This window comes from Acinetobacter calcoaceticus (assembly GCF_051947995.1).
Classification (GTDB): domain Bacteria; phylum Pseudomonadota; class Gammaproteobacteria; order Pseudomonadales; family Moraxellaceae; genus Acinetobacter.
This window is the reverse complement of record NZ_JBLVVH010000018.1, coordinates 1-17096: the sequence shown is the minus strand read 5'-3', so window position 1 is coordinate 17096 and position 17096 is coordinate 1. Positions and strand designations below refer to the sequence as shown.

General features: G+C 41.4%; 23 protein-coding genes. All 23 read left to right on the top strand.

What is annotated here, in order from left to right; genetic code table 11:
* Window positions 1–548, top strand: a 548-nt coding sequence (locus ACNQO6_RS18320; protein ID WP_440209898.1) for a minor capsid protein, incomplete at its 5' end; no start/stop codon positions are given.
* Window positions 549–569: 21 nt separating this feature from the next.
* Window positions 570–785, top strand: a complete 216-nt coding sequence (locus tag ACNQO6_RS18315) for a hypothetical protein (protein ID WP_440209897.1) — start codon at window positions 570–572, stop codon at window positions 783–785.
* 55 nt (window positions 786–840) lie between these two features.
* Window positions 841–1230, top strand: coding sequence for a Gp49 family protein (locus ACNQO6_RS18310; RefSeq protein ID WP_440209896.1), 390 nt, complete (start codon window positions 841–843; stop codon window positions 1228–1230).
* A 101-nt stretch (window positions 1231–1331) separates the two neighbouring features.
* Window positions 1332–2123 (top strand): hypothetical protein, encoded by a 792-nt coding sequence (locus ACNQO6_RS18305; RefSeq protein WP_440209895.1) that lies wholly within the window; start codon window positions 1332–1334, stop codon window positions 2121–2123.
* Between the two features lie 16 nt (window positions 2124–2139).
* Complete coding sequence (locus ACNQO6_RS18300) at window positions 2140–3090, top strand: major capsid protein (protein ID WP_440209894.1); 951 nt, start codon at window positions 2140–2142, stop codon at window positions 3088–3090.
* Window positions 3091–3176: 86 nt separating this feature from the next.
* The gene (locus tag ACNQO6_RS18295; protein WP_440209893.1) at window positions 3177–3551 is read left to right on the top strand and encodes a HeH/LEM domain-containing protein; all 375 of its coding nucleotides are present in this window, start codon (window positions 3177–3179) and stop codon (window positions 3549–3551) included.
* Between the two features lie 3 nt (window positions 3552–3554).
* A complete protein-coding gene (locus tag ACNQO6_RS18290; protein ID WP_440209892.1) occupies window positions 3555–3932 on the top strand; it encodes a hypothetical protein in 378 nt (125 codons plus the stop codon).
* A complete protein-coding gene (locus ACNQO6_RS18285) occupies window positions 3932–4300 on the top strand; it encodes a glutamate 5-kinase (protein ID WP_440209891.1) in 369 nt (122 codons plus the stop codon). Before ACNQO6_RS18290 ends, ACNQO6_RS18285 begins: the two co-directional genes overlap by 1 nt.
* A 62-nt stretch (window positions 4301–4362) precedes the next feature.
* Window positions 4363–4842 (top strand): hypothetical protein, encoded by a 480-nt coding sequence (locus ACNQO6_RS18280; protein ID WP_440209890.1) that lies wholly within the window; start codon window positions 4363–4365, stop codon window positions 4840–4842.
* 40 nt (window positions 4843–4882) lie between these two features.
* Window positions 4883–5251, top strand: a complete 369-nt coding sequence (locus tag ACNQO6_RS18275) for an HK97 gp10 family phage protein (protein WP_440209889.1) — start codon at window positions 4883–4885, stop codon at window positions 5249–5251.
* Window position 5252: 1 nt separating this feature from the next.
* Window positions 5253–5651: a hypothetical protein gene (locus ACNQO6_RS18270; protein ID WP_440209888.1), complete on the top strand. Its 399-nt coding sequence runs from the start codon at window positions 5253–5255 to the stop codon at window positions 5649–5651.
* Window positions 5652–5719: 68 nt separating this feature from the next.
* A complete protein-coding gene (locus ACNQO6_RS18265) occupies window positions 5720–6073 on the top strand; it encodes a hypothetical protein (protein WP_440209887.1) in 354 nt (117 codons plus the stop codon).
* Window positions 6073–7092, top strand: coding sequence for a phage tail protein (locus tag ACNQO6_RS18260; protein ID WP_440209886.1), 1020 nt, complete (start codon window positions 6073–6075; stop codon window positions 7090–7092). Before ACNQO6_RS18265 ends, ACNQO6_RS18260 begins: the two co-directional genes overlap by 1 nt.
* 52 nt (window positions 7093–7144) lie before the next feature.
* Window positions 7145–8062, top strand: a complete 918-nt coding sequence (locus ACNQO6_RS18255; RefSeq protein ID WP_440209885.1) for a phage tail tube protein — start codon at window positions 7145–7147, stop codon at window positions 8060–8062.
* 89 nt (window positions 8063–8151) lie between these two features.
* Window positions 8152–8667, top strand: coding sequence for a hypothetical protein (locus tag ACNQO6_RS18250; protein WP_440209884.1), 516 nt, complete (start codon window positions 8152–8154; stop codon window positions 8665–8667).
* Window positions 8668–8765: 98 nt separating this feature from the next.
* Window positions 8766–8933, top strand: a complete 168-nt coding sequence (locus tag ACNQO6_RS18245) for a hypothetical protein (RefSeq protein ID WP_440209883.1) — start codon at window positions 8766–8768, stop codon at window positions 8931–8933.
* Between the two features lie 250 nt (window positions 8934–9183).
* Entirely contained in the window at window positions 9184–9600 is a 417-nt protein-coding gene (locus tag ACNQO6_RS18240) for a hypothetical protein (RefSeq protein WP_262474227.1), read from the top strand.
* Window positions 9601–9671: 71 nt separating this feature from the next.
* Window positions 9672–9848, top strand: coding sequence for a hypothetical protein (locus ACNQO6_RS18235; RefSeq protein ID WP_440209882.1), 177 nt, complete (start codon window positions 9672–9674; stop codon window positions 9846–9848).
* A gap of 8 nt (window positions 9849–9856) precedes the next feature.
* Window positions 9857–10177 carry a DUF4236 domain-containing protein gene (locus ACNQO6_RS18230; RefSeq protein ID WP_440209881.1) on the top strand — a complete coding sequence of 107 codons (321 nt, stop codon included), beginning with the start codon at window positions 9857–9859 and terminating at the stop codon, window positions 10175–10177.
* A gap of 88 nt (window positions 10178–10265) precedes the next feature.
* A complete protein-coding gene (locus ACNQO6_RS18225) occupies window positions 10266–10604 on the top strand; it encodes a hypothetical protein (protein WP_440209880.1) in 339 nt (112 codons plus the stop codon).
* Between the two features lie 107 nt (window positions 10605–10711).
* Window positions 10712–15229: a tape measure protein gene (locus ACNQO6_RS18220; RefSeq protein ID WP_440209879.1), complete on the top strand. Its 4518-nt coding sequence runs from the start codon at window positions 10712–10714 to the stop codon at window positions 15227–15229.
* Window positions 15230–15717: 488 nt separating this feature from the next.
* Complete coding sequence (locus ACNQO6_RS18215; RefSeq protein ID WP_440209878.1) at window positions 15718–16539, top strand: hypothetical protein; 822 nt, start codon at window positions 15718–15720, stop codon at window positions 16537–16539.
* Window positions 16540–16959, top strand: a complete 420-nt coding sequence (locus ACNQO6_RS18210) for a hypothetical protein (protein WP_440209877.1) — start codon at window positions 16540–16542, stop codon at window positions 16957–16959.
* The last annotated feature ends 137 nt before the right edge of the window (window positions 16960–17096 follow it).

The following is a 17096-nucleotide window of genomic DNA, read 5'->3' as shown; positions in this document are numbered from 1 at the left end:
TTTTAAGTACCTCCAAAGCAGATATAGAGCGTACGGTGAGGACTGTCCGCAGCCATGTAGCCAATCAGGCGTATTTAGATAGTTTTAAGCAGCTCGGTTTTGAATACGTCAAGCTGGTGGCTACGTTAGATGGGCGAACATCAAAGCTGTGTGCGTTTCTGGATGGTAAGGTCTGGAAAATTGGCGATCCTGAAATACGTATACCGCCACTTCATCCAAACTGTAGATCAATTCTGGTACCAGTAGATAAAGACGGTCTATTAATTGGTGAGCGTCCTTTTGTGATGGATGAACGTCGGGTGAAGGACATTCCCAAAGATGAACGCGAGCAGCTGATCGGCCAGATTGATGCCAACACAAAGTTCAAAGAGTTCTTCAAGAAGACGGACGATTTCTTTCAGAAAGAGTGGCTAGGCACGAAACGGTACAAGCTCTATAAAGAGGGGAATTTTGATTTTGATAAGTTCTTTGATCCGGATGGGCAGCTTTACACACTGGAACATCTCAAAAGGCTGGATGAGCTAAAGTTTAAAGAGTTAGGACTGTAAAAAGTTAAAAGAGGGTTCCAAATGTCAAATATATCGATAGTGGAGTGTAAGAAACGCAAGGAAGAGCTGGAAAAGGCTTTAACTGTTCAGATTGCAGAATTGGTCAATAAGTTTGAAATCGAAACGGGAGTAAACATTCATGATATTTACCTGAATTTTACTGATGTTTCCGAAATTGATCGGCCTGATCGTTATGTGTTTACGAGCGTCACAGTCAAAACGCAAGAAACTGATTAACTATTTTCATTAACCGTAAGGCACCCAAAAGGGTGCTTTTTTGTGAGTAAAAGAAATGTCAAATACCGAGCAACAAATTGAAAATGAAATTCAAAGTAAGGGGCTAAATGCACCTCGCTTAACACCGGGTCATATCGATTCAGTTATTAAACATGTTGCCTACTTTACCGCAGGTGATGGTTTTGTGGGAGCAATTACTGGTTCCGCAGAATTTAACAATCTTCCTGAAGAGGAGCGTGTGGTAATTACTCCTCAGGAATTAGACCTACTGACATTTTGTGTAATTACACTTAAAAATGGTTTTACGGTTACAGGTGAATCTGCATGTGCAAGCCCTGAAAACTTTAATGCTGAAATTGGCCGGAAAGTTGCGTATGAAAATGCCCGCAATAAAATTTGGGCGTTAGAGGGTTATTTGCTTAAGGAAAAATTGCAACAACAGTAAATCTCAACAAAGTTCTAAATATTTATCAATTCAAGCGTCCTAAGGGCGCTTTTTTATTGCCTTGAGATAAGGCTCAACTTAATCAAACGAGAGGTTTGAACATGTCATTGCCATTTATTGTGGATTCATTGGATCAGATTAAAGAAGAACATCGTGCTTTGTATGTCGAGGAGAACGGGAAGTTTCGCCTTGATCTAGAAGGCTATGAAGATCCGAAGGGTTTGAAGTCTGCACTACAAAGCGAGCGTGATGCCGCTAAGACTGCTCAACGCGAATTACAACGCCTGCAGAAACAATTTGAAGGTATCGATCCAGAAATTGTGAAAAAAGTATTTGCCCAACTCGACCAGGACGAAGAAGCCAAGCTGATTGCTGAAGGCAAAGTAAATGAGGTGATTCAGAAGCGCACCGAGAAGATGCGTGAAGAGCATGCCCGTTTGCTCAATGCCGAAACAACGCGAGCCAACAATGCTGAAGCTTATGCCAACAAATTTAAGCAATCAGTCGTGCAGGGCCAGATTGTCCAAGCTGCTGTTGAACTTGAAGCACTACCAGAAGCAACTGCAGATATCGCATTTCTTGCCCAGTCTAAATTCGTACTAGACGAAGACGGCAAAGCGGTAGCGGTGGACGAAAGCGGTGAAGTGATTATTGGTAAAGATGGCAAGACACCATTGTCACCAAAAGAGTGGGTTGAATCCCTACGCGAGCAAAAGCCTTATTTCTGGCCAAAAGCAAACGGAACTGGTGCACCAGGTAGTACCAATACAAAAGGGCAGGTCGACATCCTCAAAGCAGATGGTTCGGTGAATCTCACTAAACTTGCGCAATTACGAAATGAAAATCCTCAGCTGGCTAAAGAGCTTGCTGCAAAACACGGTATTAAATTTTAATTAAGGAGAAGGCCAAATGGCTGAAACAAAAATTGCTGATGTAATCGTTCCTGAACTATTCACCCCATACGTATTAAACAAAACTGCAGAGAAATCTGCATTATGGCAATCCGGCATTGTTGGGGATCCTGATGTTGAGATCGCTTTCGGTAGTAAAGGTGGTAGCACCGTTAACATGCCTTTCTGGAATGATTTAAGCGGTGAGTCAGAAGTACTGTCAGATTCTAAAGCACTCACTGTAAACAACATTACTTCAGGTCAGGATATTGCGATTTTGCATGCACGTGGTAAAGCCTGGGGAGCAAATGATCTGGCTAAAGCATTATCAGGCGACGATCCACTGGGTGCGGTAGGTGATCTTGTAGCAGATTACTGGTCGCGTGAGTTCCAAGGCTTCACCGTAAATACCCTTAAAGGCGTGTTTGGAGCAGCCAGCATGGAAGATAACGTGCATGACATCTCGGCAGGTGCTGGCGCAGCTGCAGTGATTGATGGCCAATCTTTCGTTGATGCATCTTACAAGCTTGGAGATGCGGTCGATAAACTAACGGCGATCTCAATGCATTCGGCAACGATGGCAGCATTGGCCAAACAAGGTTTAATCGAAACCGTTCGTGATGCGGATGGTGTGGTGTTGTACAAAACCTTTATGGACCGCCGTGTCATTGTTGATGATGGGATGCCTGTGGATGGTGATGTATTCACTTCATTCCTGTTTGGCCAAGGTGCGATTGGCTTCCAGGATATTGGTGCACCAGTTGGCGTAGAAACAGATCGTGATAGCTTGGCTGGTACCGATATTTTGATTAACCGCCGTCACTTTGTATTACATCCACGCGGCATCAAATGGGCGGGTGCGACAGGTATTGCACCGAACAATGCTGGTATCGCCCAAGGCGCAAACTGGGAGCGTGTATACGATCCTAAACAAATCCGGATCGTGGCATTCAAGCACAAGATCAAATAACGAAAAGGCGGGATAACCCGCCTTTAGTATTTTGCCTTTCGGTAATTACGGGAAGGCAACCTAAATAATTTTTTGGAGATCCTCAAATGGGACTTTCATCATTTAACCGAGCACGGGAACGACAAATGACACAACAAAAAGTGAATGAACTTGAAGAGCAGCTGGCAGGCGTAAAAGGTGAGTTTATTGCATTCAAAAATAATCCTGAAGCAATGAAAGCGCGTATTGCAGAGGTGGAAGCCGGTGCAGGTGATCAGAATCAAATGGGTACAGGTGATAACCAACCTTTAAATGATCAACATACTGCAGGTGATAATCAGGAACAGGATAAGCCTGTTGATTATTCAACCCTCAAGGTCGATGAAATCAAAGCTGTATTAACCGAAAAAGGCATTTCATTTGACGGCGTTACCCGTAAAGACGACTTGCTGTCACTTATCCCACAAGAGCCAAAGGAATAATCCATGAGCTTTATCACTGAACAAGAAGCGATTGAACATGTACAAGGCTTTGATGCTTTATCTGACAGTGATAAGGCTGATTATTTGCAAAAGGCCGAAGCCTATCTGATTGCTCGAAATGTAAAAACTTATGAAGATGTGACACTGGTGCCAAAGGCATTAAAGATAGCTTCATACGAGATCATTAAGGGCATTATGAAGGGTGAGCTCTACCAAGGGCAGGAACAGGCCTTAAAACGTAAGCGTGTGAAAGCTGAGGTCGAATCAGAAAAGGAATACCAGGATGGATCAGTAAAGCTGAATGCTACTGAGCAATATATTCTGGATCTGATTAAGCCATTCACTAAACGTTCTTCAGTATTCTTTATCCGGAGGATCTAATGGGCCTACGTGATGAACTGCAGGCAGATATTGCCGAGGCATTCAATGAAGATCTTGCAGATGCTGTTCAATCCTTTTCTTGTGAGCGAATCATCAAAGCTGATTGGGATCCTCTGACTGAAACGCATAAGGGGATTAAAGAGAACTATTCTGGCCGTGGTGTTTTGTTTGGCTCATACAATCAATATGAGATCCAGACATTGGGAGTCTTGGCCACCGATAAAAAGGCGGTTGTTCTGCAGAATGAAGTAACCATGGTACCGAAGATTGATGATGAGTGGTTTACACCCCTGGGCAATTTTCGAGTCATGCATATTCAGCAGGATCCGGCAGAAACAATCTGGAAATGTCAGTTGAGAAAGGTGTAAGTATTTGCTTTGACTATGGAAAGTGAGATATAACCCCACTACAAATATAAAAGGAGTATGTAATGGGGTATATCATTAAATTAATTGATTCTAATAATTATCTGGTTCCTAGCGAAGATGGTTGGCTTACAACAACAAGCTCAAGAGACGAAGCGGTTAAATATGGTGTTATAAATAGTTTTGAAGAGGCCGATGAAACTGTTCAAAACTATAGCAACGGGATGAGAAGGGGTGTTGATTATGTTATTGAGTCTTCTAAGCGCAGCAAGTACAACATAATACAAATCACTTTACCCTTAGAAAAAGCACCAAATTTAAAAGGCATTGAAAAGTTTATTAAAGATGGCAAGGCTACAGTATTTCTCACAAATACAACTTCTTCAGATGATGCTTTGAATGGGATTACTCGATTCGGATTAACAACTGGAAATAATGCATTTATGTTGCCTGAAAGCTCGATGGAAAAATTTAATCCATTGATAACTGAATACTTAAATGAGAGATTTGGGAATGATTGGAAAATCAACCTCGTCTCAGTCTAATGACTAAACCACCAAAAGGTGGTTTTTTTATAGGTGAAAAATGACTTGGAAAGGAAAAAAGCCAACTGAGTTCGCCGTGCAGGTCGTCAGCGATTCAGATGCGCATGTAAAAAACATTGTAATGGATACGGTTCAATCCTTGGTTGCTTCGAGTCCAGTCGACACCGGTGCATATCGTGCCTCTCACATTGTCTCTATTGGATCTGCTGATATGGGTGTTCGTGAACCTGAGGTAAATGCCAATCAGGATGCTGCAGTCCAGGCGGTTAAAATCAAGCTGGGAAATCTGGTCTATATCCAGAACAATCAGCCTTATGCTGAACGTCTGGAAAACGGCTGGTCAGATCAAGCACCTCAGGGCATCTATAGCACCACATTTAACTTTATCTCTCAAAAGTACGGTGGCTAATATGGCAATGACACTTGAACAAGCAAGACAAGCCATCATTGCTCGCATGCAGGGCTTCACTGGTATTGATCAATCGCGGATCCAGTATCCGAATGCACCAGAATTTAAAGTGCCTAAAATCGGCCTGTGGTGTCGTTTAACAATTGCTGGTGGATCAAGCTTTATTTCAGGTATAGCTGACAAGCCTTGTACACGACGAACTGGCAATATCATGATTCAATGCTTTGACCGACTCCATACGGGAGAGAAGGCGATTACAGAACTCAGCGATGCATTACTTGCTCATTTTGAGTATTTCACTATTGAGCATCTGGAATGTCTGCAGGGACAAGCCATCAATGTAGGCAAGGATAGCGATTTCATCCAGTACAACGTAACGATCGGCTATAAAATCAATTAAACCAGTTTGAATATTTTTTATCACTTACCACCTCATCGGTGGTTTTTTTATGTCTATAGGAATCACTTATGAGCAATTTTGTTTTTAAGCGCGGTGACACCTTTAACCTGAATTTGCAGCTCGTCGATATGGATGAAGCTCTGCAATTTCCACCCGATGATGTACGCCGTGCGATTAACCTGACTGGCTATGCTTTTACATCTCAGGTTAAGGCTTTGGATACTGGTGCTGCCGTGGCAACTTTAACCTGTGCTGCATTAAATCAGGCTACACAGAAAGGCTGGTTGAATATGAAGTCGGGAGCCAGTACTGCAGCATGGCCACTGGGACTGGTCCAGATGGATCTTAAGGCCGTGGTGAACGGTGTAACCCAACATTCTGAAACTTTGACGTTTCAGGTCATTGAGGGAGTGACAGCATAATGGCCAATCTTGTCTTTAAATTTAACTGGGAGCATCGTCCATATCCCTATAATGCTGCCCAAGGTAAACAGCAGTTTATGTTGCCATTTGCCTCAGGCATTCCAAATTTGACACCTGACTGGACGCAGGTGACTGGGCTGGGTAATGCTGCACAAGGCACATTAACAGCTTCAAGAGAAGATGCCACTACAGGTCGGGTTTTAAAGGTTGGGGATTTCGGAATCGGCGATAACAACCCAGTGGTAGTTTCAACTCCACCATTGAGCGTAGGTGAAGTTACAAGTTTATGTAGACGCGCAACAGGTGATAACTCGGCAGCACATGGTCTTCCTGCAGGTACGTTTGCAATGAGCACATTTAGTACAAGTGTTGCTAATGGCTATGCCATGTTTTATCCGATGAATGTGCGGCATGATATTTATTGTGGTTGTCTAACATTGAATAACGGAAGTGCAACAGTTCAACGCTTCTTCAAAATTCTAAGTACAGCCAGTACCACAGTTGATGCCAATGGTTTCATTAAGGCAGCCTCACCAATTGTAAAGCTCTATGCCAACTCGATCGAGTTGAATGAAGATGCGAAGGAACAGCCAATCACATTTGAGCGTGTAGGGACTGGTGATTATCTGCTTAAAGGATCCTTGGGTTTAGCGCAGGAAGGCTGGTACATCGAGATCCCTAAAGATGCCAATGGTAATACTGTCGTCGCAGTACTCTATGAAACACTAGAGAACGGCGATATCTCGATTAAAACCTACAAGCGCAAGTTTGACTTCGAGATTGCTGCAGTCGTGGCTGACCTGGACAATCCTCTCGATATACCTGCAGGTCGCTGGATTGATGTCCGCTTACATGAAGAGCCTATCTCGGAAGAGCAGTTACTTAATGAAATGGGTGATGCCATTTCTGAAACGCCTGTCGAGTTCCAGCCAACTAATCTGGCTCAGGCCGTAGCTGCCGCGATGGATGGTGTGGAACCGCCTGAGATCAAAGAAGAACAGACAAACGAATCACTTTAATAGCCCGCCTAAACAGCGGGTTTTTTAATGCCTAAAATTTGGAGAACAATAAATGAGTTCAGGCGCAAAAATCCGGTTATATGCTTGTGAAGAGGCAGTGCTCGGCACCACTCCAGCAAATCCGGTCTGGTACACCGTTCGCCGTGTAACCGATGGATTATCAGAAAACGTATCCACAGAACAAAGTAATGAGGTGGTTGATTCACGTTTCCGCCAGGGCGCTTCGGTGACTGAAGCTGAGGTGACTGGTCAGCTGGAATTTGAATTATCACTTGGTACCTTTGACTTATTCCTGAGTGTGCTGGCCTTCAATAACTGGGCGGCCAATTCGTTAAGCTTTGGCGGCGGTATCCGTAAATCGCTGACCTTGGTTAAAGTCTATGAAGATGTTGGCCAGGTGTTCATCTATCGTGGTGTACAGGTCAATACCGGTGAAATCACCATTCAAACTACGGGCAAAATCACAGGTAACTTTGGCCTGGTGGGTAGCTCATTCACCCGTCAGCAAGTGAATCCAGTAACCAATCCGGTACCGGCTTCAAGTCGTCCAGTGGTCAGCATGCCAAATGTTGAGAAGCTGCTTATTAATGGCCAGTCGATTCAAGGTAAAGCTTGTCTGCAGTCACTCACCATTAACTTTAATAACAACCTGGAAGCGATCCGCTGTATTGGATCTGGCAAATTCACGCCAGAGTTCTACTTAGAGAAGATGATGGATATCGGTGTAAACGGTAATTTCATGTTCTCGGCGACATCAGCTGCCTGGATCGATGCGATCAAAACCCGTGATGTATTCACACTGGGCTTTGATATCACCGATAACAAAGGTAGCAAGTACTCTTTGAATTTCCCTCAATTGGAAGTCATGGAAGCCAATCATCCTGACGGCGGCGGTGATGACATCATCACGGTAGACATCAACTTTGCCCAGGTCCGTACCAGCCCAACTATTGTACGTGCTCTGGTGTAGTGAGCGCGTACACAAGTATTCATCTAACTTAAAAACCAAGCCTATGCAGTGTCATGGGCTTTTTTATTGCTTAAATTTTAGAGGTCGTTATGGCGTTAAAAGTCGGTATTGTAAAAAGTTCAGAAGCATCTAAGTGGTGCCAGTTCAAGAACGATAAAGGTGAGGTTCAGGCCGAATTCAAGATCCGTGGCATTGCCTATAAACCGTTTCAGGTAGCGATCGAACGGGCCGGCAATCAGATTACATCCAAAGGCTATGACGTGATGGCCACGGATACTGCTGACAAGCTTTACCATGAGCTGCTTATGGATGCCTGTGCAGCGCATCTGATTGAAGACTGGAAGGGCGTAGTTTTTGCTGAGGTGGTAAATGGCCAGACTGTAGAGACTGACATGCCATACACAGCCGAAAATGCTTCCAAGCTATTCAACCTTGGTGATATCGGTGTGGCCATCTGGTTGTTCATTAAAACTGAAGCTCAGAAGATCCAGGAGAATGCAGACAAAGACAAGGCGGTTATTCTGGGAAAGTCATTGAGCTCTACAAATACCAGAAAACGTACGCATCGAAATCGCCGCATGAAATCGAACAAATCAAGTTTTTAGGTGGCCATATTCCTGAGCCACCTGAATCATCCTATGCTGCTGAATCCATTCTCTTAGCCTTTAGCACGATTTGCAGATCCAGACGATATGAGCAGGGGATGCCACTTTCAATAGACCAGCAGGCCATTAACGTTTATGTCGAGCATAATGATTTGCCCGTTGGTCCACATATCTTTAACGAATGCATCTTTGCTTTAGATGATCTGTTTCTGGAAGAAGCCTATAAAAAGGTGAAAGTCAAAAGTGTCATTGATCGGGTGAAATGATGCTTTTATTGTGATTTAAGTGACCATTTATTTATATGTGTGAGTTATGGACCTTATTAAATTTTTAAAAAGCTTCAATACGGTTGGGTTCTATCTAAATCTAGCCTGTATTTTGCTAGTGACCCTCACTTTGTATTTCTATTTTATCAATCCTTAAGCCTGATGCTCAGTTTGAAAAAACCACCTTTAGGTGGTTTTTTATTACTAATGAATTATGCTATACATTCTTAAATTAACAGGGGAAGTAATTATGAGAAAATTATTTGGGGTAATTGTTATTTCAGTCTTAGCATCTACTTTAGCTAACGCTGATTACAATAATGGATATAACGCAAAAACTAACTCTAGTTGTTATGGTGGTGATACATATAGGACCTGTACTGATTACAATACAGGAAGCACTTATAATATCTCTAAATATGGAAATACTACTCAAGTTCAAGCAAATAATTATAGAACGGGGGAGTCATGGTCCCAAACTACTAATCGCTATGGCAATCAGTCTAATACAAGCGGTTATGATAAAGATGGGAATCGCTGGAATCACAATACGAATAAAGTAGGTAATACAACATACTACAATGGTAATGATAGCCAAGGAGGATATTACAATGGATCTTGTAATACTACTTATGGTTGTCAGACTAATAGATATGGGAATAATTAAATTAAGAGTTTTTTAATGATTTTAATTTGATCATTTGATAAATTATAATTTTATTTTATAAGGGGTGTGTTATGAAACAGGTCATTTTAACCATATTATTAGTTTTAAGTACAATTAATTTAGCTGAAGCTGGTAAAGGCAGACAGCCTTGCTCTGGTAAAAAAGGTGGAATTAGTCATTGTGATGGAAAGAAATTTGTATGCAATGATGGTTCAATCAGTGCTTCTAAAAAGGTGTGTTCTAGATAGGTGCTAATATGGGGCTTAATTTTAGGAAGAGTTTAAAGATAGCGCCTGGAGTGAAAGTGAATATCACTAAAAAAGGTGTAAGTAGTCTATCTATTGGAAAAAATGGTGCCAGAGTTAATGTTGGAAAGAAGGGGGTAAAGACCACTACAGGATTGCCTGGAACTGGACTTTCATACTCAAAGTTTTCTAGCTATAAAAAAGAATCTGCAAGAAAAGAGCAAGATTATAATAATCCAGATAACTTATTGGGTTATCCAAAATCTGAATGGATAATTGCCGGAGTCATTGGATTTTTTGCACTAATTTTCTTTATTTGGATCATTAGCTGAGTATATGAAACCCACTTAAAGTGGGTTTTTTAATGACTTCAATAAAACCGTTTGCTAAATTAGGCACTGATTTAAGAGGGTGCTTTTTATGAAAAAGATTATTATTGGTGTTATATCTCTGATGTTTACATTAACTGTAAGCGCTGAATCAAGGATTGAAAAGCAAGAAACTAAAAAGTTTCCAACAATGAAACAATGCATCAACTGGTTGGATTCTAAATTCCCAAATAAGCAATGGCATAATGGCAAAGGTATGCCTTGGGATTTAGCAGAGGATTCACCACATATCGTGTATGGAGCAACATATTTGATTAATAATAAAAATAATAAACTAACTCATCCTGTAGCTTTAAGTTGTGAATACAAAGAAACAGGAACCCAAGGTAATTTTTATGAGGGAACGTACTCTGTATCCAAAGCAAGATAAATTTTTCGATAGAATATTTTGAAATTTAAGCCCGTGAAAGCGGGTTTTTTATATCCAACATATGACCGCCTTCGGGTGGTTTTTTTATTGCCTAAAGGAAAGTGAACATGACGCAAGAATCCCGCTTAGTCATCGTAATTGACTCACAAAATGCTGAACGCAATGCCAAAGCCTTGGCTGATGAAATGTCTAGAATTACTGAGCGTGGCGATTCAGCATCACAATCTACCAAAGACATGTGCAAACAGTTTTCTGTGACCAATAACATTGTCCAGAACTTTAATATCACGGTAAACAATGCCAACTCATCCGTACAAAAAACGGTAGAAGTCACTAAGCAAGCGACTCAGCAGAATCAAAAGTTTTCACAGCAAATAAAAAACACATCACAAGAGCTAGATAAACAGGAAAAATCGATTCATTCCTATGGGACATCTATCAAGGCCTTGGCTGGTTTCATGGTGGGTCTGGTAACTGTAAACGAAGCAATTTCCAGAGCTGATGGCGCAACTCAAATGGCCGCACGTATTCGTAATGCAACAGATAGTGCTGCTGAGTTTGATCTTGTTCAGGAGCGTTTATATGCGTCTACAAAAAGCACTTATCGTGCTCTTGGTGAAGCGCAGGAGGTCTATTTAGGCTTGGCGGGTGGGATGAAAGCCTTAGGTTACGCAACCAATGATACCTTGGATGTGTCTGACTCACTTTCATTTTCATTTACGGCAAATGCAGCACGTGCGGATCAGGCGCAATCTGCAATTGATGCATTTTCCAAATCTATGGCCAAAGGCAAAATTGATGCTGATGCCTGGATCTCGATTGTTACCGCTGCCGATAACATTATTGCTGATCTTGCTAAAACCACAGGCAAGACAGAGGTACAAATTCGTGAGCTGGGTGCAACAGGTAAAATCTCTTTAGAAGATCTGATCAAGACATTAAAAGCCACCAGAGACTCAAATCAGGAATTAGCGGATGCAATGGAGAATAGTTTGGCAGATGGCCTGACTACATTGTCAAACGCCGTGACAAAGCTACTTGGTGAAATCAATCAGAGTACGGGTGCAACCAATACGGCAGCAGCAGGCTTGGGACTATTAGCCGATAATATTGATATTGTGATGAATGCTGCAATGGCAGGCGGTCTTGCTTATTTAACCAAGACCATTATTGCCAAAACTATTGCCACCGATACCGGGATTATCTCAACGATCCGCAGTCGTCAGGCATCTGTTGCAAATGCTCAGGCTGAGGTTGCAGAAGCAACAGCAACACTTAATGCGGCTAAAGCACATCTTGCGAATGTCCAGGCGACCAATGCTGAAGCACAATCCAAATACGGCGCTACGGCAGCGGCAGCACGCTATGCACAGGCTCAAGCAGCTGTCACGGCCGCTACGAATGCACAAACAGAGGCACAAAAAAAACTCTCTTTAGCGACATTAAGTTTTGGTCGATTAGCAAGAGGAGCTTATGCCCTTGTTGGTGGGCCTATAGGCGCAATCACTTTAGGGGTAGCTGGTTTGACTGCAGTATATTCATACTTCAGCAATAAAGCAGAGGAAGCTAATCAAAAATTAGCTGAGCAGGCTAAGATTGCTGAGAAAGCAGACGAAGAACTTAAAAAGTTAACTGGCAATGAAAAGAAAAAAGCGGTTGATGATTTAACAGAAGCCTTTGAGGATCAGAATAATACTCTTCGTAAGTCTGAGCTAGCCGTTGGATCCGCCTTAGTCTCAATTGAAAACTATGCCCGTGGAAATGCCGAAGTAGAGAAGATTTCACGAGAAGCACGTACAGGAGTAATTACTTATACAGAGGCTGTTGAGCGTCTAAACAAGATCAAGTTACCTACAGATTTATATGACAAATTAAAAGAGCAAGCACGTCAATATGATGAAAATGCCTCTAAAGCGAGTTTGTCGGCCACCAAGCTTAAATTATTGGGAAACGAGGTCAAGTTAGCAGGCAATCAAGCACAAAATGCAGCTTTACAACATAAAAAGCAAAATGAAGCGCTGGAGGGCACAGCAACTGCAGCAGAGAAAGCTGAAAACAGTTTAAAAAAATTACGTGAAAGTGCTAACAAATCTATGTTGGACGATCAATATTGGATTAATAACTATACACGTAATAAAAAGTTGCTAGGTGAAGTGGGTGCTAAAGATTTTGCGGACTTTACATTATCATGGCGTAAAGCTAATGATATTGGTCGTGAAGTAGCGCTATCGAAAGAGCAATCTCAAATCCTAAATGAACAGTGGAAGATGCATCAGAAAATCACTGCTGTTCGTGAAGAAGCTAGTTCAGCTATTAAAGAACAGACAAAAGCATTAGAGAAGCAGGAGAAAGTTAGTAAACGTCTAGTCGGGATATCTGGTAATTCTGGAATTGGTACCGGCGCACATCTTGATGTTCGGTATGCTGGTTCGTTGTCTGGCCAGAAAGTCAGTAATGAGCATTTGGCCCGCTTAAAGGCAGCTGATAAACCTTTATCTTCATATCGGATCAGTTCCAATTATGGACCAAGAAAAGCCCCTACTGCAGGGGCTTCTTCATTTCATAAGGGGATTGATTTTGCAATGCCTGTTGGTACACCAATCACTACGAATGTCGCAGTGAAAGATGTACAGACTGCCTATGATCCTAAAGGCGGGGGGTATTACAGTACGGTGACTTTTGAAGATGGAGTGGTTTTAAAACTGCTTCACCAATCACCAAAGATGCAAGGCAAGGTTAAAGGCGGTGCAAGCAAGGGTAGTGATAAAGCGGGAGTTGATATTCAATCTCAAATTGAGAAACAAATGGATGCTCAACGTGCACTCGAAAATGAAGTGGCCAGTGAAGTCCAACGAATTAAAAGTAATTTGACTGTTCGCTTGGAGGATGTAGACAAGGCAGGCTTTACACCAGAACGCTCTGCTGAAATTAAGTCAGAACTCCAACGCCGTGCAGACAATGATATTGCGATCGCTCAACAGGCTTTACGTACCAAACTGAATGACTATAAGGAGTTCCAAAAAACTGAAGCTGAGTTACTGGAAGAGAGTTTTGCCCGTAAAAAATTCAATGCTGCCCATGATATTGAGCTAAGCAAGTCTGAACAGAAACAGGCTGTTGAATTGCTAAATAAACAGCAGCAGCAAGAATTGGGCTTATTGAAATTGGCACAAGAACAGCGACTGTTCCAGGCTAAATTAGTCTTGATATCTGAAACTGAAGCCATGCAGGAACGGTACCGATTAGAACGGGAGGAAATTTTAAAAAATACCAAGCTGAGCATTGAAGAGCGCCAAAAACTGATTACGTTCTCCAAAGCCAATCAGGAAAAGGAGATGCGTGACAAGATTACCGGCGCTGTTCAGAACTGGGGAAGTATCCAGGCTGATATGAATGGTACCAGCGATTTCTATAGACAGGATCAAGACCGGTTTAGCCGTCTTGGCGCAGCTCAGGATCTATTTGATAGCAAGTCCGCAGCAGTTGATTATAACGAGCAGTTTGGAATTGAAGATATCAATTCCAAACTCCAGGCCGGTCTTTTAACACAGCAAGATTTTGAGGATCAGAAAACATCGATCATGCAAGCCGCTCTTGAGCAACGCAATATCATCTATGGTGAATATGCTCAAAATGCCCAAGAGATTGAAGGCAAGTACCAACAAGATAGATTGAATGCACAAATTGCTCTCGGTGGGCAAATGATTGGTTCAGTAACATCGATGTTCGGCTCTATGTTCGGTGAGCAATCCAAAGCCTACAAGATCATGTTTGCTGCAGATAAAGCCTATGCAATTGCAGCAGCCGGTATTGCGATTCAACAGAATATTGCTCAGGCTGCCAAGGTTGGTTTTCCTCAAAACTTGCCATTAATTGCAGGGGCGATTGCTCAAGGTGCAAGCATTATCAGTAATATCCGTGCAATCAAGGACCAAGGCTTTGCCGATGGTGGTTATACCGGTAAAGGTGGTAAATACGAGGTTGCCGGATCTGTTCATAAAGGCGAGATCGTATGGTCGCAGGATGATATTAAACGCTGGGGTGGTGTCAACTTAGTTGAGAATATGCGTAAGAGTGCGAACCCTGAAGCATTCCTCAAAAACAACTCGGCTGAAAATATTATGCGCCGTGCACTGATGAGCTCAAATGCCTTTATGGAAAGCCAGAAGAAATCAAACATCTTCAATCAATCCGGAGATGGTCAGATTATCTATAAGGCGAATCAGACTGCAGATACTCCAAAAGTCTCTACCGGTTCTGATCTGTATCATGATGGCAAAGTGTATTTCTCACCGAATGGCTTGGTTCAGGATCGCTCAAATCTTGAGGATGTCCATGATTTCACTCTGGGCAGATCTGCACGGCCACAGGCTGAGGCGATAGCTTCAGTTCAACCAACTGCACCTACGATTAACTTTAAGATTGAAGTGGTGAACCAGGTGAAAGGGGTAACGGTTGAAGCAGAGCAACTGGATGATCATACAGTTCGATTGATTGTAAAAGAGGAATTGGATAAGACTCTTCCACGCGAAGTGCCGAAACTTGTGAGTGATCAAATCAAGGAACCTAACTCATCAATTAGCCGAGCCATTTCAACCAACACGACTGCACGGCGTAATCGTTAATCAGCATAAGCCACCTTTTGGGGTGGCTTATGTTCATATAAGACGTGGTTTCCGACTTTCTATTAAACCGACCGTATAATGCGACGCTAGCTTTCGCTACACTTTGTTTTACACGCTTACACTGTTAAAATACTTGTTAACACGACCAATTTTGGCGTTTTGCTCGTCCAACTGCTTAATTGTAGGTACACTTAGATTAAGCGACGCTTGACACTTTCGTTTTTACGGCGTATTGACGGGACGGCCGAGACGACTTATCATTCCTTTCAGCGAACTTTCTTATTTATTCACAATAAGAAAGAGTTTTGTCTTTAGAGGATAGCTATGAAAAAACCTAACTTATTATTTGGTAATTTGATAGATCTGTCTAAGGCTACAATGAAAATTAAGTTATTGTAAAACAGTAGAATTATAATGAGATTGAAGTGAGCGAAAGTTCATTAGAGATCTAATAACGTTGTTAATATTTTATAACTCATAGGTTTATTATGGCAGCAGCAGCTTTACCAGCTACAAAGCTCAATGATGTAGTAGCTTACCTTGGGGTACCAGCTTTTAAGAATCTAAACCCATTTAGCGTTGCGGGAAAGAAAAAAGCTGAATTAAAACAGGCTATGAATGCTTTGCTGTCTAAAAATCCAGCGGCTGCTTATACGGGGCTTGGAATAATTTATAATTATGAAAATCAAATCGAATTAGCATGTAACGCATTCTACAACGCATATAGAGCATCTAATCATGATTTGTTGACATCTAGACATTTAGCTAATCAAGAGTATCTTTTTAAAGATAGAGCTTATGCTTTGTCTTTATTTAAGACTCTTATTAAAGATAATCCACTTGATCTAGATTTGGCCATTGAGTTTTCTACTAGAGCTTTAACTTTATTATACCTTGATGATTATATTGAAGTGCTTGAGCATCATAAATGTAAGAAAGATATACAAGGGCTTATGAGTGAAATCTTTATTGAGGCAACTGAAATTCAGAAATTTGTCTTAAAAAATAAAATTAATATTGAGGCTTATAGGGATATTGTGGGTTCTGCAGATAAAGTATTTTCTTATTATTTTACTGTTCCTACAGAAACTGGGGTTTTTAAATATATTGATACTGAAAGAAATACGATAACTATTTCATATGAGTTACCGGCTTTGGAAGGCCTACCTGAAAGTTTGCTAGGTGATATAAATGACCGACTACAAGATGAGTTGGTATTAATAAATAAAAAATATAAAATAAACTCTTCTTCACCTGAGGATAAAATTATTTTGTATTTTGAGCCAACTGAAGTGCAAGAGGCTTGTTAAATGATTCAGATTAAAGAATTAGGTGATCTTGCACTACATCTCGAATCATGTGCTGTTTCCAATGTTAGTAAAGAATGTTTGTTACGTATGAGTTGTGGTCGATACTACTATGAAGTATTTCATACTGTTAAGGCTTGGTTAACTAAGTTTTATCCAACTTATCTTAAAGATAGTGGCGGCGCTACTCATGAGCAATTAAGAGTTTGTTTTGATTTACTTCATGAAGACAAAGATGATGATCTTTTTAATATTGCTAGTATGAAATTAAAAGCTGTACACGATATTCGTACACAGGCTGACTACCATCCCCAAAAGGAATTTAGATCAGGTAATGTATTTTTTATAAAAACTGAAAGAGAACGTTTAAATAAAGTTCTTGAAAATATTGAGGTAAAGTATTTTAGTTCTAAAACTGCATAATTTTTTGTGGAACTCCTCTATATATCTGAAGATTTTTGATCTTTAACTCTTTTAAAAAGCGCCGTTAGGCGCTTTTTTATTGCCTGAAGGAAAGTTATGTACAAGTTAAAACTTAATCCTCAAACGAGTGGCTATGG

What these genes read in the sequence shown, in the direction of transcription:
- ACNQO6_RS18230 (WP_440209881.1), top strand. Translation starts at nt 9,857, where the DNA reads ATGGGGCTTAATTTTAGGAAGAGTTTAAAGATAGCGCCTGGAGTGAAA.
- ACNQO6_RS18220 (WP_440209879.1), top strand. Translation starts at nt 10,712, where the DNA reads ATGACGCAAGAATCCCGCTTAGTCATCGTAATTGACTCACAAAATGCT.
- ACNQO6_RS18265 (WP_440209887.1), top strand. Translation starts at nt 5,720, where the DNA reads ATGAGCAATTTTGTTTTTAAGCGCGGTGACACCTTTAACCTGAATTTG.
- ACNQO6_RS18215 (WP_440209878.1), top strand. Translation starts at nt 15,718, where the DNA reads ATGGCAGCAGCAGCTTTACCAGCTACAAAGCTCAATGATGTAGTAGCT.
- ACNQO6_RS18280 (WP_440209890.1), top strand. Translation starts at nt 4,363, where the DNA reads ATGGGGTATATCATTAAATTAATTGATTCTAATAATTATCTGGTTCCT.
- ACNQO6_RS18305 (WP_440209895.1), top strand. Translation starts at nt 1,332, where the DNA reads ATGTCATTGCCATTTATTGTGGATTCATTGGATCAGATTAAAGAAGAA.
- ACNQO6_RS18245 (WP_440209883.1), top strand. Translation starts at nt 8,766, where the DNA reads ATGCCACTTTCAATAGACCAGCAGGCCATTAACGTTTATGTCGAGCAT.
- ACNQO6_RS18260 (WP_440209886.1), top strand. Translation starts at nt 6,073, where the DNA reads ATGGCCAATCTTGTCTTTAAATTTAACTGGGAGCATCGTCCATATCCC.
- ACNQO6_RS18290 (WP_440209892.1), top strand. Translation starts at nt 3,555, where the DNA reads ATGAGCTTTATCACTGAACAAGAAGCGATTGAACATGTACAAGGCTTT.
- ACNQO6_RS18310 (WP_440209896.1), top strand. Translation starts at nt 841, where the DNA reads ATGTCAAATACCGAGCAACAAATTGAAAATGAAATTCAAAGTAAGGGG.
- ACNQO6_RS18300 (WP_440209894.1), top strand. Translation starts at nt 2,140, where the DNA reads ATGGCTGAAACAAAAATTGCTGATGTAATCGTTCCTGAACTATTCACC.
- ACNQO6_RS18250 (WP_440209884.1), top strand. Translation starts at nt 8,152, where the DNA reads ATGGCGTTAAAAGTCGGTATTGTAAAAAGTTCAGAAGCATCTAAGTGG.
- ACNQO6_RS18235 (WP_440209882.1), top strand. Translation starts at nt 9,672, where the DNA reads ATGAAACAGGTCATTTTAACCATATTATTAGTTTTAAGTACAATTAAT.
- ACNQO6_RS18240 (WP_262474227.1), top strand. Translation starts at nt 9,184, where the DNA reads ATGAGAAAATTATTTGGGGTAATTGTTATTTCAGTCTTAGCATCTACT.
- ACNQO6_RS18225 (WP_440209880.1), top strand. Translation starts at nt 10,266, where the DNA reads ATGAAAAAGATTATTATTGGTGTTATATCTCTGATGTTTACATTAACT.
- ACNQO6_RS18275 (WP_440209889.1), top strand. Translation starts at nt 4,883, where the DNA reads ATGACTTGGAAAGGAAAAAAGCCAACTGAGTTCGCCGTGCAGGTCGTC.
- ACNQO6_RS18210 (WP_440209877.1), top strand. Translation starts at nt 16,540, where the DNA reads ATGATTCAGATTAAAGAATTAGGTGATCTTGCACTACATCTCGAATCA.
- ACNQO6_RS18285 (WP_440209891.1), top strand. Translation starts at nt 3,932, where the DNA reads ATGGGCCTACGTGATGAACTGCAGGCAGATATTGCCGAGGCATTCAAT.
- ACNQO6_RS18255 (WP_440209885.1), top strand. Translation starts at nt 7,145, where the DNA reads ATGAGTTCAGGCGCAAAAATCCGGTTATATGCTTGTGAAGAGGCAGTG.
- ACNQO6_RS18270 (WP_440209888.1), top strand. Translation starts at nt 5,253, where the DNA reads ATGGCAATGACACTTGAACAAGCAAGACAAGCCATCATTGCTCGCATG.
- ACNQO6_RS18315 (WP_440209897.1), top strand. Translation starts at nt 570, where the DNA reads ATGTCAAATATATCGATAGTGGAGTGTAAGAAACGCAAGGAAGAGCTG.
- ACNQO6_RS18295 (WP_440209893.1), top strand. Translation starts at nt 3,177, where the DNA reads ATGGGACTTTCATCATTTAACCGAGCACGGGAACGACAAATGACACAA.